At 76.7% G+C, this 16,018-nt stretch carries 10 protein-coding genes; 2 read left to right on the top strand and 8 right to left on the bottom strand.

Going from position 1 to position 16,018, the window contains the following annotated elements; genetic code table 11:
- Positions 1-7: 7 nt before the first annotated feature.
- Positions 8-859, top strand: a complete 852-nt coding sequence (locus ACIA8Q_RS02955; protein WP_360205152.1) for an MBL fold metallo-hydrolase — start codon at positions 8-10, stop codon at positions 857-859.
- Between the two features lie 64 nt (positions 860-923).
- On the opposite strand, the gene ACIA8Q_RS02950 is transcribed toward ACIA8Q_RS02955, so the two are convergent.
- Genes ACIA8Q_RS02950 through ACIA8Q_RS02940 form a run of 3 tightly spaced genes read right to left on the bottom strand, consistent with a single transcriptional unit; the run spans position 924 to position 9,737 of the window.
- On the bottom strand, positions 924-2,324 hold the full coding sequence (locus ACIA8Q_RS02950) for a DHA2 family efflux MFS transporter permease subunit (RefSeq protein WP_396316677.1): 1,401 nt from the start codon (positions 2,322-2,324) through the stop codon (positions 924-926).
- Positions 2,321-2,506, bottom strand: coding sequence for an MbtH family protein (locus tag ACIA8Q_RS02945; RefSeq protein WP_360205147.1), 186 nt, complete (start codon positions 2,504-2,506; stop codon positions 2,321-2,323). Before ACIA8Q_RS02945 ends, ACIA8Q_RS02950 begins: the two co-directional genes overlap by 4 nt.
- Entirely contained in the window at positions 2,499-9,737 is a 7,239-nt protein-coding gene (locus ACIA8Q_RS02940) for an amino acid adenylation domain-containing protein (protein ID WP_396316676.1), read from the bottom strand. The genes ACIA8Q_RS02945 and ACIA8Q_RS02940 overlap by 8 nt, the downstream gene beginning before the upstream one ends.
- 125 nt (positions 9,738-9,862) lie before the next feature.
- On the opposite strand from ACIA8Q_RS02940, the gene ACIA8Q_RS02935 reads away from it, so the two are divergent.
- Positions 9,863-11,014 (top strand): M20 family metallopeptidase, encoded by a 1,152-nt coding sequence (locus tag ACIA8Q_RS02935; RefSeq protein WP_360205142.1) that lies wholly within the window; start codon positions 9,863-9,865, stop codon positions 11,012-11,014.
- A gap of 107 nt (positions 11,015-11,121) precedes the next feature.
- Here the strand turns inward: ACIA8Q_RS02935 and ACIA8Q_RS02930 are convergent, their stop codons facing one another.
- The 5 genes from ACIA8Q_RS02930 to dhbC form a co-directional block, all read right to left on the bottom strand.
- A complete protein-coding gene (locus ACIA8Q_RS02930; protein WP_396316675.1) occupies positions 11,122-11,799 on the bottom strand; it encodes an AMP-binding protein in 678 nt (225 codons plus the stop codon).
- Positions 11,800-12,002: 203 nt separating this feature from the next.
- Positions 12,003-12,227, bottom strand: a complete 225-nt coding sequence (locus ACIA8Q_RS02925; RefSeq protein WP_360205138.1) for a phosphopantetheine-binding protein — start codon at positions 12,225-12,227, stop codon at positions 12,003-12,005.
- A 5-nt stretch (positions 12,228-12,232) separates the two neighbouring features.
- Positions 12,233-12,874, bottom strand: a complete 642-nt coding sequence (locus tag ACIA8Q_RS02920; protein ID WP_396316674.1) for an isochorismatase family protein — start codon at positions 12,872-12,874, stop codon at positions 12,233-12,235.
- A 12-nt stretch (positions 12,875-12,886) separates the two neighbouring features.
- Complete coding sequence (locus ACIA8Q_RS02915) at positions 12,887-14,569, bottom strand: (2,3-dihydroxybenzoyl)adenylate synthase (protein WP_396316673.1); 1,683 nt, start codon at positions 14,567-14,569, stop codon at positions 12,887-12,889.
- A complete protein-coding gene (dhbC, locus tag ACIA8Q_RS02910; protein ID WP_360205452.1) occupies positions 14,566-15,720 on the bottom strand; it encodes an isochorismate synthase DhbC in 1,155 nt (384 codons plus the stop codon). Before dhbC ends, ACIA8Q_RS02915 begins: the two co-directional genes overlap by 4 nt.
- Positions 15,721-16,018 lie beyond the last annotated feature (298 nt).

The raw sequence follows: 16,018 nt of genomic DNA, 5'->3' as shown, positions 1-16,018 counted from the left end.
AGGCGTCATGGCTGCCGGTACCCCGGTCGCCCGTCCGCTGGACGTGCGGTGGATCCACGGGTCCCCGTCGGCGAAGCACGACACGGACCCGGAGATCCAGGTCTACGAGTACGACGAGCACACCGTCATCCTGCGGCAGAACATGGCGGTCAACTACGAGGCGCCGTTCCTGTTCCTGCTCTTCGGGGACGAGCGGGCGGTGCTCATCGACACCGGGGCGACCCCGGAACCCGCGTTCTTCCCGCTGCGCACGGTCGTCGACGGGCTGATCGACGCATGGCTCGCCCGCAACCCCCGCGACGGCTACCGGCTGCTCGTGCTGCACACCCACCCGCACGGCGACCACGTCGCCGGCGACGGACAGTTCACCGGGCGGCCCCTCACCACCGTGGTCGCGGCGGACCCGGCCACCGCCTGGGCCCACTTCGGCTTCGACCGCGACCCGGAGGCGGTGGCCCTCGTCGACCTCGGCGGCCGGGTCCTGGAGTGCCTGGCCACCCCGGGACACCACCCGGCGGCCGTCACCTTCCACGACCCGCACACCGGCTTCCTGCTCACCGGGGACACGGTCTACCCCGGCCGGCTCTACATCGACGACTGGCCGGCCTTCACCAGGACCATCGACCGGCTGATCGCCTTCGCCGAACGGCGACCGGTGACGCACGTGCTCGGCTGCCACATCGAGATGACCCGCACCCCCGGCGTCGACTACCCGATCCGCTACACCCACCAGCCCGACGAGCCGCCGCTCGAACTGACCGTCGACCACCTGCACCGGATCCGCGCCGCCCTCACCGAACTCGGCGGCCGCCCCACCCGCCACGCGCTCGCCGACCTGATCCTCTGGCCCAGCGACTGAACCCGCCCCTCGGGCGGGCGGGCAGACGGGGGCGGCGCCGGTCAGCGCCGCCCCCGGGCCCCGGTCAGTCCTCCGGGGGCGGCGGGGCCGGCGGCTCCACCGGGAGGCGCTGCGCGACGAGGACGCCGACCGCGACCAGGCCGGCGGTGCCCAGAAGGGCGACCCGGTAGGGGCCCGCCGAGCCGGCGTCGTCACCGAGGGCCCCGATCACGGCGGCCGCGGCGGCGATCCCCAGAGCCCCGCCCAGCGTGCGGACGATGGTGAACAGGCCCATCGCCCGGCCCATCGCGGGCGGCGGGACGTCGGCGAAGCCGGCGATCTGGACGGTGAGCACGGCGGTGCCGAGGACCAGCCCGACCGCGAACATCAGCGCCCGCACCGCCCACGGGTTCTCGGCGAAGCCCAGGGCGGCCAGCACGAGCGCGGCCAGCAGCAGGGCGGGCCGGGCGAGGCGGCGCGGACCGAACCGCGGCAGCAGGCGGTCGACGACCTGGGAGGCGGCCATCAGGCCGAGCGCCTCCGGGAAGACGCTCAGGCCGGCGTCCAGCGCCGAGGCCCCGAGCGCCGCCTGGTAGAGCAGCGGGAGCGCGAACAGGGCGCCCATCAGGCCGGCCGAGGTGAGCAGGGCGAGCCAGGTGGCGGCGCCGTAGGCCCGGTCGGCGAGCAGCCGCACGTCCACCAGCGGTTCCTCGGCCCGGAGTTGGTGGCGCACCGCCGCGCCGAGCAGCAGCAGTCCGGCCAGTCCGCCGAACGCCACGCCCGGCGAGGACCAGCCGTGCGCCGGGCCGAAGCCGAGCGCGTAACTGAGCAGCCCGAGGCCGGGGGTGGCGAGCAGGAATCCGGTGGTGTCGAAGTGGCCGGCGGGCGGCTCGGCCTCGGCCCGCAGGCCGGCCAGGCCGGTGACCAGCGCCGCGACCCCGATCGGCACGTTGACCAGGAACAGCCAGTGCCAGGAGAGGTGTTCGGTGAGGAAGCCGCCGAGCGGCGGCCCGAGGGCGGGCATCAGGGCCGTGGGCACGATCAGCACGCGGCCGAGGCCGGCCCGCTCGTGCGGGGCGAACGCCCGGAACAGCAGGGTCATCCCGACCGGCGTGAGCAGCCCGCCGGCCACGCCCTGGACGGCCCGCGCGGCGGCGAGCGCGCCGAGGCCGGGAGCGGCGGCGCAGAGTGCGGAGGCGAGGGTGAAGGCGGCCAGCGAGCCGAGGAAGACCCGCTTGACGCCGTACCGGTCGCCGAGCCAGCCGGCGACCGGCAGGCCGACGGCGAGTCCGACCAGGAAGGCCGTCTCCACGGCGTTGGCCGCCGAGACCGGCCGGCCGAAGTCCTCGGCGATGGTGAACAGCGCGGGGTTGACGATGGTCGAGTCCAGGCCGTTCATGCACATCGCGGCGGTGTAGACGACGACCACCGCGGCGCGCCCCGCGAGGAGGGGGCGCGCCGGGGCCCCGGCGGCGGGAGGGGTCACAGGTCGGTCCAGTGGGCGGTGATCCAGGCGAGCGCGTCGGCGCGCCCGCAGGGCCCGTGGGAGACGTCCCAGCCGGCCGGGACGGCGGCGAACGCGGGCCACAGCGAGTGCTGGCCCTGGTCGTTGACCAGCGCGAGGAACCGGCCGTCGGCGTCGAAGGGGTTGGTGGGGGCGTCACTCATCGGAGGACTTCTCCAGGTGGTCGGAGATCACGCGGGCGATGTGCGCGATCGGGGCGGGCAGGGTCATGTCCTTGTGCGAGCAGGCGACGTCCGTGTTGTCGATCCGGCCGGACACGTACGGGGTCCACAGCTCGGGGACGAGGGTCTCGTCGATGGTGTCGACGGTGGCCCGGAAGAACAGCACGTCCCCGTCGAAACGGCGGTGGTCGTAGCCGCGGACCAGGTCGTTGGTGTTGAGGTAGATCCGGTTCAGCGCGGCCACGGTGGCGTCGTCGAGCCCGGCCAGCGGGCTGCCCTCGCGGCGCAGCAGTTCGGTGACGGCGCCGAGTTCGAGCGGCCGGCCGTCCAGGTCGGCGGGGCCGTAGCCGCCCATGGTGAGCAGCGCCTCCAGGGCCTCGGCCTGGTCGGGGACGGGCAGGTCGCGGAAGCCCTCGGCGGGGTAGGCGTCCAGGATGGCCAGCAGGTCGACGCGGTGGCCGAGTTCCTGCAGCCGGACGGCGACGGCGTGGGCGATGATCCCGCCGGTGGACCAGCCGAGCAGCCGGTAGGGGCCCTCGGGCTGGACCTCGCGCAGCCGGTCGGCGTAGTGCGCGGCCAGCTCCTCCAGGGTGCCCGGCAGCGGCAGGCCGGCGGTGGCGGCGCCGACGCCCTGGGCCTGGAGGCCGTAGATCGGCTGGTCGGCGGGCAGGTGGCGGATCAGGCCGGTGTAGCACCAGCTGAGGCCGCCGGCCGGGTGGACGGCGAACAGCGGGGTTCGGCGGCCGGGCGCGGCGGGGCGCAGCGGCAGCAGCACGTCGAGGGCGTCGGCCTGCCGGGCGCCGCCGGACAGGGCCGCGTCGAGGGCGGCGACGGTGGGTGCCTGGAACAGGGTGCCGATGCCGGCCTCCAGTCCGAGCACCTCGCGGATCCGCCCGGCGAGGCGGACGACCAGCAGCGAGTGGCCGCCGAGGGCGAAGAAGTCGTCGTCGACGCCGACCGAGGGCACCCCGAGCACCTCGGCGAACAGCTCGCACAGCTGCTGTTCGCGCGGGTTGCGCGGGGGGCGTCCGCCGCCGCCGGCCGGCGCCTCGGGGGCGGGCAGGGCCCGGCGGTCGAGCTTGCCGTTGGCGGTGAGCGGCAGCCGGTCGAGCAGGACGACGGCGGAGGGCACCATGTGGACGGGGAGTTCGGCGGCGGCGTGGGCGCGCAGCTGCTCGGGGGTGACGGCCGCCGGGGCGGGGTCGGGCCGGTCGGCCGACCGGGCGGCGACGGCGTAGCCGACCAGTCGGCGGTCCCCCGGCGCGTCCTCGCGGACGACGACGGCGGCGTCGGCGATGCCGGGGTGGGCGGCCAGTACGGCCTCGATCTCGCCGAGTTCGATCCGGAAGCCGCGCAGCTTCACCTGCTGGTCGGCGCGGCCGAAGTACTCCAGCACGCCGTCGGCGCGGCGGCGGGCGAGGTCGCCGGAGCGGTACATCCGGGTGCCGCGCTCCCCGAACAGTTCGGCGTACGGGTCGGCGACGAAGCGCCCGGCGGTGAGCTCGGGGCGGCCGAGGTAGCCGCGGGCCAGACCGGCCCCGGCCACGTACATCTCGCCGGTGACGCCGGGCGGGACGGGCTGCAGGTACTGGTCGAGCACGTAGACCCGCAGGTCGGGGATGTTGACCCCGATGGTGCTGCTGCTGCCGGCGGCGGCGCTCGCCCGGTCGAGGGCGATGTGGGACACGTGCACGGTGGTCTCGGTGATGCCGTACATGTTGACCAGGGTGGGCGCGTGCTCGGGGTGGCGGTCGTACCAGTCGTCCAGCCGGGCGAGTTCGAGCGCCTCGCCGCCGAACACCACGTAGCGCAGGGCGAGTTCGCTGCCGGGGCGGTCCCGGTCGGCGGCGCTGAGCTGGTAGAAGGCGGACGGGGTCTGGTTGAGCACGGTGACGCGTTCGCGGGCGAGCAGGTCGAGGAAGGCCGCCGGGTCCCGGCTGACCAGGTGCGGGACGACGACCAGCCGGCCGCCGTGCAGCAGGGCTCCCCACAGCTCCCAGACGGAGAAGTCGAAGGCGTAGGAGTGGAAGAGGGTCCAGACGTCGTCGGCGCCGAAGCCGAACCAGTGGTCGGTGGAGCGGAAGAGGCGCACCACGTTGTGGTGGGTGACGGGCACGCCCTTGGGCCGGCCGGTGGAGCCGGAGGTGTAGATGACGTAGGCGGTGTCCTCGGGGCGCAGCGGGCGGGTGCGCTCGTGCTGGGCGGGCGGGGTGGCCGGGTGGTCGCCGTGGTCCGGTCCGTCGACGAGCAGCCGGGGCAGGTCCTGGGCGGGCAGCCGGGGCTCGGTGGCGCGGTCGGTGAGCAGGGCGGCGGGGGCGGCGTCGGCCAGCATGTAGGCGAGGCGGTCGGCCGGGTAGTCGGGGTCGAGCGGCAGGTAGGCGGCGCCGGACTTGGCCACCGCGAGGAGGGCGACGACGAGGTCGAGCGAGCGCGGCAGGGCGAGGGCGACGATGGCGCCGGGGCCGATGCCGTCGGCGATCAGCCGCCGGGCCAGCCGGTCGGCGCGGGCGCCGAGTTCGGCGTAGTCGAGCTGCTCGTCGCGGTGGCTGACGGCGACCGCGTGCGGGTGGGCGGCGGCCGCGGCCTCGAACAGCTCGGGCAGGGTGGTGTCCGGGGCGGACGGGGCGGGAGTGCCGTTCCACTCGACCAGCGCGCGCGTCCGTTCCTGCTCGTCGGTCAGCGGGAGCCGGCCGATCGCCGTGTCCGGGTCGCCGGCGGCGGCGGTGAGCAGTCGGGCGAGCCGGGCGGCGAGGGCCTCGGCGGTGGCGGCGTCGAACAGGTCGGTGCGGTACTCCAGGAAGCCGCCGATGCCGCCGCCGGGCAGCTCGCCCGCGTTGAGGGTGAGGTCGAACTTGGCGGTGCCGCTGGGGACGGCGGCGATCCGGGCGGTGAGGCCGCCGCCCATCGGGTGGGTGTCGTCCGGTCGGCTCTGCCAGGCGAGCATCACCTGGAACAGGGGGTGGCGGGCCAGCGAGCGGGGCGGATTGAGCTCCTCGACGAGCCGGTCGAACGGCAGGTCGGCGTGCTCGTGCGCGGCGAGCACGGTGCCGCGGACCCGGTCGAGCAGTTCGCGGAAGGTCGGGTCGCCGGAGGTGTCGGTGCGCAGGACCAGGGAGTTGACGAAGTAGCCGACCAGGTCGGCGGTGGCCGGATCGTCGCGCCCGGCGACCGGGGTGCCGACGGGGACGTCGGTGCCGCAGCCGTGCCGGGTGAGCAGGGCGGCGAGCCCGGCCTGGACGGCCATGAAGACGGTGCCGCCGCAGGCCCGGGCGAGGGCGGCGAGGGCGGTGTGGGCCCCGGCGTCGAGGGCGAACGGCACGGTGGCGCCCCGGTGGCCGGCGACGGCGGGGCGCGGCCGGTCCGCGGGCAGCTCCAGCTGGTCGGGCAGGCCGGCCAGGGCGGTGCGCCAGTACTGCGCCTGCCGGGCGGCCAGCGGGCTGGGCCGGTCGGCGGTGCCGAGCAGCTGCCGCTGCCAGGCCGCGTGGTCGGCGAACTGCAGGGCCGGCGGCGGGAGGTCCGGGGCGCGGCCGGCCAGCCGGGCGGTGTAGGCGGCGGCCAGGTCGCGGGCCAGCGGGGTGGTGGAGGCGCCGTCGCCGGCGATGTGGTGCAGCAGGAGCAGCAGGGTGTGCTCCTGCGGGCCGTGCGCGAACAGGGTGGCCCGCAGCGGCGGTTCGGCGGCGAGGTCGAAGCAGTGCCCGACGGCTTCGGCGAGCGTGCCGCCCGCGCCGCCCGTGCCGCCCGCGCCGCCCTCGTGCAGCTCGACGGGTGCGGCCGGGAGGATCCGCTGGTACGGCGTGCCGTCGGACTGCTCGCCGTAGACGGTGCGGAGCACCTCGTGGCGGGCGCTGACGTCGCCGAGGGCGAGGGTGAGCGCGGCGCGGTCGAGCGGGCCGGTCAGGGTCAGGGCGAGCGGGATGTTGTAGGTGGCGCTCGGGCCCTGGAGCCGGTTCAGGAACCAGAGTCCGCGCTGGGCGGCGGAGAGCGGCATCCGCTCGGTGCGCGGCGCCGGGACGAGGGCGGGGCGGGCCTCCGGGGCGGCGTCGGCGGAGCCGTCCAGCAGGTCGGCGAGCCCGGCCGGGGTCGGGTGGCGGAAGACGTCGGCGAAGCCGACGGGCGTGGCGAAGGTCTCGCGCAGCCGGGCGGCGAGCCGGCCGGCCAGCAGCGAGTGGCCGCCGAGGTCGAAGAAGGAGTCGTCCCGCCCGGGGGCCGCGGGCAGGCCGAGCACGTCGGCGAACAGCCCGCAGACCAGCTCCTCCCGGGGTGTGGCGGCCGGTGCTCCGGCGGCCGGGAGGGCGGCGGCGGGTTCCGGCAGGGCACGGTGGTCGAGCTTGTCGTGGGCGGTGCGCGGCAGTTCGTCGAGGAGCAGGACGGCGGCCGGGACCATGTGCCCGGGCAGCCGCTCGGCGAGCGCGGCGCGCAGCGCGTCCGGGTCCGGGGCGGCGCCGGGCGCGGGGACGGCGTAGCCGAGCAGCCGCTTGCCGTGCGGGCCGGGGCGGGCGATCACCACGGCCTGGGCGACGCCGGGCAGTTCGGCGAGGACGGCGGCGATCTCGCCGGGCTCGATCCGGAAGCCGCGGATCTTGACCTGGTCGTCGGCGCGGCCGAGGAACTCCAGGGTGCCGTCCGGACTGCGGCGGGCGAGGTCGCCGGTGCGGTACATCCGCGCGCCGGGCGGGCCGAAGGGGTCGGCGAGGAAGCGCTCGGCGGTGAGGTCGGGGCAGCCGAGGTAGCCGCGGGCCAGACAGGCGCCGGCCACGTACAGTTCGCCGGTGGCGCCGTCGGGGGCGGGCCGCAGCGAGCCGTCCAGCACGTAGGCGCGGGAGCCGCGCACCACCCGGCCGACCGGGGCGCCGTCCGGGCCCGGGGTCCAGGCGTAGGCGTCGACGGTGGTCTCGGTCGGGCCGTAGAGGTCGATCGGGTGCAGCCCGGGGACGGCGGTCAGCCGGCGCCAGAGCGCGGGCGGGGTGGCCTCGCCGCCGACCGCGACGACGGCGGGGCGGTGCCACTCGTCGTCCAGGATGCCTTCGGCGAGCAGGACTTCGAGGTAGGAGGGGGTCACGTCGAGGTAGTCGACGCGCTCGCGGTGGAGGTGGCCGGCCAGCACGGCGGGGTCGCGGTAGGTGGCGTCGTCGAGCAGGTGCAGCTCGTGGCCGTGGACCATCCAGAGCACCGGGTCCCAGCTGGCGTCGAAGGCGAACGAGGCGCTGTGGGCGACCTTGAGGCGCTCGCGGCCGGTGCGGCGCACGGCCGGGGCGATGTGGTCCTCGCCGTGGCCCGCGCACAGGTTGGCGAGCGAGGCGTGGGTGACCAGCACACCCTTGGGGCGGCCGGTGGAGCCGGAGGTGTGCAGCACGTAGGCGGCGTCCTGGAGCCGGGGGGCGGGCGGCGCGGAGGCGGGCTCGCCGTCGGCGTCGCCGGGCAGGACGGCGGACAGCCCGGCCGGCAGGTCCAGCGCGGCCAGGGCCTCGGGGGTGCCGATCGCGCAGACCGGGCGGGCCTCGGCCAGCACGGCCGCCAGGCGCGGGCGGGGGTGGGCCAGGTCGAGCGACACGCAGGCGCCGCCGGCCTTGAGCACGCCGAGCAGCGCGACCACGGTGTCGGTGCCGCGCGGCAGGGCGATCGCGACGGGCGCGCCGGCCCGTACGCCCAGGGCGGCCAGGCGGTGGGCGAGACGGTTGGCGGCGGCGTCCAGCTCGGCGAAGGTGAGCGCGCTGCGGCCGCTGCGGACGGCGACGGCGTCCGGGGTGCGGGCGGCCTGGGCGGCGAAGAGCTCGGGCACCGTCCGGTCGACCGGCGCCTCGGTGCGGCCGGCGGTGGCCCGGCGCAGCGCGGCCGGGTCGAGCAGGTCGATCCGGGCGATCGGCGTCCGCGGGGCGGTGAGGAGCAACTCGGCGAGGGCGTCGAGGTAGCGCAGCAGGCCGTCGCGGTGGGCGGCGAGCGAGGCGGCGTCGTAGCGGGCGGGGTCGGCGTCCAGGACGAGGCGCAGGGCGCCGCCGGGGGCCGGCGACACGCCGACCGCGAGGTCGTCGACGGGGCCGGCGGCGAGGTTGCGGACGACGCCGGGCAGTCCGGCGAGGTCGAGGTCGCCCTCGAAGGCCTTGATGTTGACCATCGGTCCGAACACGGCGCGGCGGTCGCCGGTGCGCCCGAGGTCGCGGCGCAGGTCCTCGAGCGGGTAGCGCTGGTGGCGGCGGACGGCGCGCAGCTCGCGGACGACGCGGCGCAGCAGCTCCTCGGCGGGGTCGGCGGCGTGGACGGCCACGCGCAGCGGGAGCACGTTGGCGGTGGCGACGGGGGTGCGCAGGGCGGCCGGGCCGCGGCGGTTGGCCAGCGGCAGGCCGAGCACGACGTCCTCGGTGCCGGCCAGCCGGTGCAGGTAGCCGGCGGTGGCGGCGAGGAGCAGTTCGGCCCAGGTGGCGCGGGCGGGGGCGGCGGCCCGCTCCAGGCGGTCGCGGGTGCCGGCGGGCAGGTCGGCGGTGAGGCGCAGCGGGGGTGCGGCGGGTGACGCGGTGTCATCGCCTGTGGCTGAGGGCGGGGTCGGGCCCGGGGTCGTGGCCGGCGTGCCGGGGAGGGTGGCGGGGCTGCCGGCGTCGGCCAGGCGGGCGGCCCAGTGGGCGCGGTCGGCCGGGTACTCCTCGCCGTCCCGGTAGGCGGCCTCCTCGGCGGCGGCCTCGGCGAGGTCCGCGAAGGGGCGCGCGGCGGGCTCGGTGGCGGTGGCGTGCGCGGTGTAGAGCTCGGCGACCCGCTCGCCGAGGAGGGTCAGCGCGTAGGCGTCGACGGCGAGGTGGTGGATCCGCCGGTACCACCAGGTCCGGTCGTCGGCGAGGCGGATCAGGGCCTGGGTGAACAGCGGGCCGCGGGTGAGGTCGGCCGGGCGGGCGAGGTCCGCGCGCATCCAGGCCTCGGCCTCGGCGTCCGGGTCGTGGGCGGCGCGCAGGTCGAGGCGGTGCAGCGGCCAGCGCGGGCCTGGGCTCAGCCGCTGACGGGGCGTTCCGTCGGGGCCGGTGACGACGACGGCGCTCAGCGCCTCGGCCTCGTCGACCGCCTGCCGCAGGGACTCCTCGAAGAGGTCCTCGTCGAGGAGTCCGGTGATCTCGACGGCGTCGCCGGTGTTGTAGGCCGAGCTGTCGGGGTCGAGCGCCTGGGCGTACCAGATGGCGGCCTGGGCGGCGAGCAGCGGGACGTCGGCGGCCTGGGTGTCGACGGCAGGCATGGTTCGGAGAGCTCCTCGGGGTCCGGCGAACGAAACGCCATACTTAGGTTAGCCTAATCTAACTTCATATGATCTGGTCAACGGCCCCCCGGGGCCACGGCCCTGACACCCCGGAGACGCCGCCCATGCCCCCGAGCGACGCCAAAGAGGCCGTCCGCGCACGCGTCCACGCCCACCGCGACGAGCTGCTCGCGCTCAGCCGCCGCATCCACGCCCACCCCGAGACGGCCTTCGAGGAACACCGCGCCGCCGCCTGGTGCGCCGAACTGCTGCGCACCCACGGCTACGCCGTCACCGCACCCGCGCACGGCCTGGCGACCGCGTTCACCGCGAGCCTCGGCGACGGGCCCACCACCGTCGCCCTCGTCTGCGAGTACGACGCGCTGCCCGGCCTCGGACACGCCTGCGGGCACAACCTGATCGCCGCCGCCGGCCTCGGCGCGGCCCTCGGACTCGCCCCGTACGCGGACCGGCTCGGGCTCACCGTGCGGGTGATCGGCGCACCCGCCGAGGAACGCGGCGCCGGAAAGGCACTGCTGCTCGCCGACGGCGCCTTCGACGGGGTGGACGCCGCGATGATGGTGCACCCGTGCCCGGTCGAGGTCGCCGACTTCCGCTCCTTCGCCCTCGGCACGCTCTCCGTCCGCTACACCGGCCGCGCCGCCCACCCGAGCCTCAACCCGCACGAGGGGCGCAACGCCGCGGACGCGCTGACCGTCGCCCAGGTCGCCCTGGGGCTGCTGCGCCAGCAACTCCCGCCGCACTGGCGGGTGCACGGCATCACCACCGCGGCCGGCACGGCGCCCAACCTCATCCCGGACAGCGCCAGCGCCGAGTACGAGATCCGCACCCCGGCGGCCGAGGACCTCGCGGAGCTGCGCGCCCGGGTCGAGGACTGCTTCCGGGCCGGGGCGCTCGCCACCGGCTGCGAGGTGCTGCTCGAACGACCCGAGCCGGACTACCTGGACATGCGTTCCGACCCCGCCCTGCTCGACCTCTGGCGGGCGAACGCGGCGGCCCTCGGCCGGCCGGAGCCGATCGAGAGCGGACCCTTCGCCTGCACCGACATGGGCAACGTGTCGCACGCGGTCCCGGCCATCCACCCCGTCCTCGACATCACCGGCGGCGCCTGCACCCCGCACGAGGCCGCGTTCGCCGAGGCCGCCGTGGGGCCGGAGGCGGACCGGGCGGTCCTGGACGGCGCGGTCGCCCTGGCCTGGACGGCCGCCGACCTCGCGGCGGCGCGGAGGGGCGGGGTGAGCGGACGGGCGGGGTGACAGCTGACAACTTTCAGATTTCAGCCGACAGATTTCAGATGACAGATTTCATCATCTGTCATCTGAAATCTGTCATCCGCCCCCCGCCACCTGTCCCCCGCCGCCCGTCACCCGCCGAGCAGTGCCGTCGAGGTCGCCCGGACCGCCGTCACGCCCAGGTCGCGGACCAGGGTTCCGACGTCCCCCGGCCAGTGCGGATCGGCCAGCACCACGGCGGCGCCGGTCCGCAGCGGCCACAGGAACTCCCAGAGCGGCAGACCGAGTTGGAGCACCCGGTCGCCCGGTCCGAGCGGGTGGGCGGCCTGCAGCTCGCGCACCCGGCGGTCCGCCTCGCCGTGGGTGAGCCGGACCTCCTCCGGTCGCCCGCCCGGCCCGAACCCGATGCAGAGCGGGTGCTGCGGGGTGAGCGCCCGGGGCGGGTCGGTGGCGAGCTCGCCCGCCGCGTCCAGCCCGGCGAGCGCCCCCGGCACCCCCTCCCCCAGTACGCACACCGGCGCCGTGCGGGCCAGCAGCAGCTCCCGGCGCCCGGGCGCGTCCGCCGGGTCCAACGGCAGGTAGGCCGCACCGGACTTGGCGACCGCCAGCAGCGAGGTCAGCAGGTCCGCCGGCCGGCCGGCGGCCGCCAGGCCCACCACCGCACCCGGGCGGGCGCCCCGCGCGGTCAGGACCCGCGCCAGCCGGTTGGCCGCGGCGTTCAGCTCCCGGTAGGTGACGACGGCTCCGCCCGCGATCACCAGGGCCGGCAGCTCCGGCGTCCGCGCCGCCTGGGCCTCGACAGGCCCCACCGCGGTGGTCGGCGGGTGCTTCGGCGCCCGGGCCGCCCGGGGGTCCGGCGCACCGGGCCCGGACGGCGGAGCCAGGGTCAGCACACCGCCGGCCGGCCGCACGGCCGCGCTCCCAGGCGCGCTCCCCACCGCTCCCACCGCCTCCGCCGCCGGGGTCGCCCCCGCCGCTCCCCCCGCGGCTCTCTGGACCGCGAGCGCCTCCATCAGGCCGCGCCCAGCAGCGCGGCCCAGGCCTCGACGGCCGGGCGCTCGGCCAGCTGCACGAACCCGACCTCGGCGCCCTCGGCCCGCCAGCGCTCGGCGAGCGCCATCAGCCGCACCGAGTCCAGGCCCCAGTCGGCCAGGTTCTCGTCCAGCGGGATGTCCGCCGGGTCCTCCCCGAGCAGGTCGGCGACCTCGGCCCGGATCCGCTCCACCGTGAAGGCCATGCCCGTCACTTCCCTTCCAGCGTCGCGGACACGGCGTCCGCGGTCGTCACCAGTCCGCAGCGGCCGGCCACCCACGCGAGTGCGGCCCGGTGCTCCTGCGGGCCGAAGTCGGCGACCGCGTCGGCCACCACGAAGGCCTGCACGTCGCGCATCCAGGCGTCGCAGGCGGTGGCCTGGACCCCGATGTGCGCGTAGACGCCGGTGATCACCAGCTGGTCGCGGCCCTGCGCGCGCAGCAGCCGCTCCAGGTCGGTGCGCACGAAGGCGCTGTACTTCCACTTGGTGAGCACGGTGTCGCCCGGCGCCGGGGCGACGGCCTCGGCGATCGCGGTCGCCCGCGGGTCGTCCGGGATGCCGGGGCCCCAGAAGTCCTGCTGGAGGCCGCGTTCGGCCGGGCTCTGCCCGCCGGGCTGGGCCGAGTAGACCACCGGCATGCCGTGGACGGCGGCCAGCTTCGCCAACCGGGCGACGTTCCCGAACAGTTCGGGGACGGGCGGGGCGGCGGTGTCGAAGGCGTCCAGGAAGTGGTTCTGCAGGTCGTGCACCAGCAGCACGGCGCGCGCCGGGTCCACCGTCCAGGCGACCCGGTTGGCGGGCAGCTCCTCGGCGGCGGGCATCGGATAGGAGGGAATGCGGGGCAGGCCCACGGCGGTGGTTCCTTAGGGGACGGGGTGGATGGAGGGGGCGGGGGCAGGCAGCGCGGCCGCGATCGCGGCGCGCAGGTCCTTCTTGCTGACCTTGCCGATCCCGGTGGCGGGGAAGGCGTCGACGAACTCGACGCGGTCGGGCACCTTGTACTCGGCGAGCCCGCGTCCGCGCACGAAGCGCTTCAACTCGACGGACTTCGGCGGCCGTTCGGCGTGCTCGGGCCTCAGCACGACGTACGCGCAGGTGCGTTCGCCGAGGTACGGGTCGGGCATCGAGACGACCGCCGCGTCGTGCACGGCGGGGTGCGCGAGCAGGTGGTTCTCGATCTCCTCGGCGGCGACCTTCTCGCCGCCCCGGTTGATCTGGTCCTTGGCCCGCCCCTCGACCACCAGGTGGCCGGTGGGGGTGCGGCGGACGAGGTCCCCGGTGCGGTAGAAGCCGTCCGCCGTGAAGGAGGCGGCGTTGTGCCCGGGCGCGTTCCAGTAGCCGCGGATGGTGTACGGGCCGCGGGTGAGCAGGTGTCCGGTGGCGCCCTCGGGGACGTCGCGGTCCTGGTCGTCGACCACCCGGATCTCGTCGTCCGGGGAGATCGGCCGGCCCTGCGTGGTGGTGATCAGCTCGTCCGGGTCGTCCAGACGGGTGTAGTTGACCAGGCCCTCGGCCATCCCGAACACCTGCTGGAGGGTGCAGCCGAGCACCGGCCGCACGCGGCGGGCGGCCTCCTCACTGAACTTGGCGCCGCCGACCAGCAGCACCTCCAGGCTGTCCAGGTCGTTCCCGCCGGGCCCGGCCGCGCCGCGCTCGGCGGCGTCCAGCCAGAGCAGGGCGAGCGGCGGCACCAGCCCGGTGACGGTCACGCCCTCGCGCTCGATCAGCGGGAAGGCCGTCTCCGGGTTGGGCTGCGGGCACAGCACCACCCGGCCGCCCGCGTACAGCGTGCCGAGCGAACCGGGCGAGCTGAGCGGGAAGTTGTGGGCGGCGGGCAGCACGCACAGGTAGACGCTGTCCGCGTCGAGGGCGCACAGCTCGACCGAGCCGCGCAGCGAGTAGATGTAGTCGTCGTGGGTGCGCGGGATGAGCTTCGGCACGCCGGTGCTGCCGCCGGAGAGCTGCAGGAAGGCGACGTCGGCCGGGCCGGGCGCCTCGGTCGGGTCGGGCCCGTCGCAGGGCACGTCGGCGAGCCGCAGGTGCTCCCCCGGGTCGTCCCCGGCCACCAGGACCAGCCGCAGCGCGGGGTTCTCCGCCTGCACCCGGCTGGCGAGTTCGCGGTAGTCGAAGCCGTTCTCGACGGCCGGGACGACGTAGCCGGCCGCGCCGGTGAAGGAGCAGAAGTGGCCGATCTCGGTGGCCCGGTGCGCGGGCAGCGCGAAGACCGGCAGCGCGCCGATCCGGAAGAGCGCGAAGACCACCTCGAAGAACTCGGCCACGTTGGGCAGTTGGACCACCACCCGGTCGCCCCGGCGGATCCCCCGGGCGAGCAGCCCGGCGGCCATCCGGTCGGCGCGGCGGTCGAGTTCGGCGTACGTCCAGCGGCGCCCGGCGCCGGCCGGGTCCACGACGGCGATGCGCTCGCCGTGCTCGGCGGCCCGCTCGCGCAGCATCCGCCCGAAGGTCTCGCCGCGCCAGTACCCGGCGGCCCGGTAGCGCTCGGCGAACTCGGCGGGGTACGGGGTGAATCCGTCCGGGAGCGTCACTGCGGCACCCCCGCCGCGTCCAGGAAGGTGCGGAACTTGGCGCTGGTCTCGGCCAGTTCGTCCTCCGGGCGGGAGCGGTCCACGACGCCCGCGCCCGCGTAGACCCGCAGGGTCCGCTCGTCGGCCTCGGCGCAGCGGATGGTGACCACCCACTCGCCGTCGCCGTCCGCGTCGCTCCAGCCGACCATGCCGGTGTAGAGGCCGCGGTCGAAGGGCTCGACCTCGCCGATCACCCGCCGGGCCACGTCGGTCGGGGTGCCGCAGACCGCCGGGGTCGGGTGCAGCGCGGTGGCCAGCTCGAGGGCGGAGACCGCCGGGTCGGCCAGCTCGCCGCCGATGGTGGTGGCGAGGTGCCACATCGCAGCGGTCCGCACCAGGGTGGGCCGGTCCGGTACGTCCAGGGTGCGGCAGTACGGCGCCAGCGCGGTGCGGATCGCGTCCACCACCACGGCGTGTTCGTGCAGGTCCTTGGGCGACTCCAGCAGCGCGGCGGCGCGCCGGACGTCCTCGCCGAGGTCGGCGCTGCGCGGCACCGAGCCCGCCAACGGGTTGGCCAGCACGGTCGTGCCGCGCCGGGAGAGCAGGAGTTCGGGGCTGGCGCCGATCAGGGTGCGGCCGCCGCCGGCCGGGACGGCGAAGGTGTAGCCGCCCGGGTCCCGGCGGCCGAGCCGCTGGAGGATCGCGGGCAGGTCGAGGGCGCCGTCGGCGCTCAGCTCGACGGTGCGGGCCAGCACCACCTTGCTCAGCTCCCCGCCGCGCAGCCGCTCGACGGCCGCCGCGACCCCCGCGCCGTACGCGGCCGGCTCGGGCACCGGGCGGATCCGCCAGGCGACCTGCTCGGCCGGCGGGGCGGGCAGCGCGATCAGCGGGTCGTCGCGCAGCGCCCCGGCTCTACGGACCTTCAGCGGGACGGCGAGCTCGGCCCGGCTGTCGTGGTCGAAGGCCACCGCGCCGACCACCAGCGGCCGTTCGACCCCGGCGCGGCGCGCCTCGGCCAGTGTCGCGGCGACCCGCTCGGGCAGCGGGCGTCCGTCCTGCGGCACCCTGGCGTGCACGCCGGTGGTGAGCAGGGTCCGGGTCGGCGAGGCGAAGAACGCCTCGTCGGTGGCGGCCCGGTACTGGCCTAGCAGACCGCTGGCCGCGCCGATCACCGCGTGGTCGGGGCCCTGGTCGGGGCGCTGCGCGGGGGCGGCGGCGGGGTCCGCGAGCGCGGCGGGCCCGGCGGGGGCGTGGTGCACCGTGGTCACCGTGGTTTCTCCAGTCGTGGGACGGTCGGGACGGTCGGGGTGTGCCGGCGTGCCGGCGCCACCGGGGGCCTCGGCCTGCCGGATGCGCCGGGCCCCGGCCCCTGCCCCCGCACGGCGGCCCGGGCGCCGGGCACACCGCGGGGACGGCCGCCGCAGCGGCCGCCGGGGCACCCCCGGCCGGCCGGCGGGCGAGGAGCGGGGG

It is taken from the genome of Kitasatospora sp. NPDC051705 (genome assembly GCF_044453265.1).
Classification (GTDB): domain Bacteria; phylum Actinomycetota; class Actinomycetes; order Streptomycetales; family Streptomycetaceae; genus Kitasatospora.
This window is presented reverse-complemented; position numbering and strand designations above follow the sequence as displayed.

Bases quoted from the DNA above. Each gene is read 5' to 3' on its own strand.
- ACIA8Q_RS02955 (WP_360205152.1), top strand. From the start codon at position 8: ATGGCTGCCGGTACCCCGGTCGCCCGTCCGCTGGACGTGCGGTGGATC.
- ACIA8Q_RS02945 (WP_360205147.1), bottom strand. From the start codon at position 2,506: ATGAGTGACGCCCCCACCAACCCCTTCGACGCCGACGGCCGGTTCCTC.
- ACIA8Q_RS02935 (WP_360205142.1), top strand. From the start codon at position 9,863: ATGCCCCCGAGCGACGCCAAAGAGGCCGTCCGCGCACGCGTCCACGCC.
- ACIA8Q_RS02940 (WP_396316676.1), bottom strand. From the start codon at position 9,737: ATGCCTGCCGTCGACACCCAGGCCGCCGACGTCCCGCTGCTCGCCGCC.
- ACIA8Q_RS02925 (WP_360205138.1), bottom strand. From the start codon at position 12,227: ATGGCCTTCACGGTGGAGCGGATCCGGGCCGAGGTCGCCGACCTGCTC.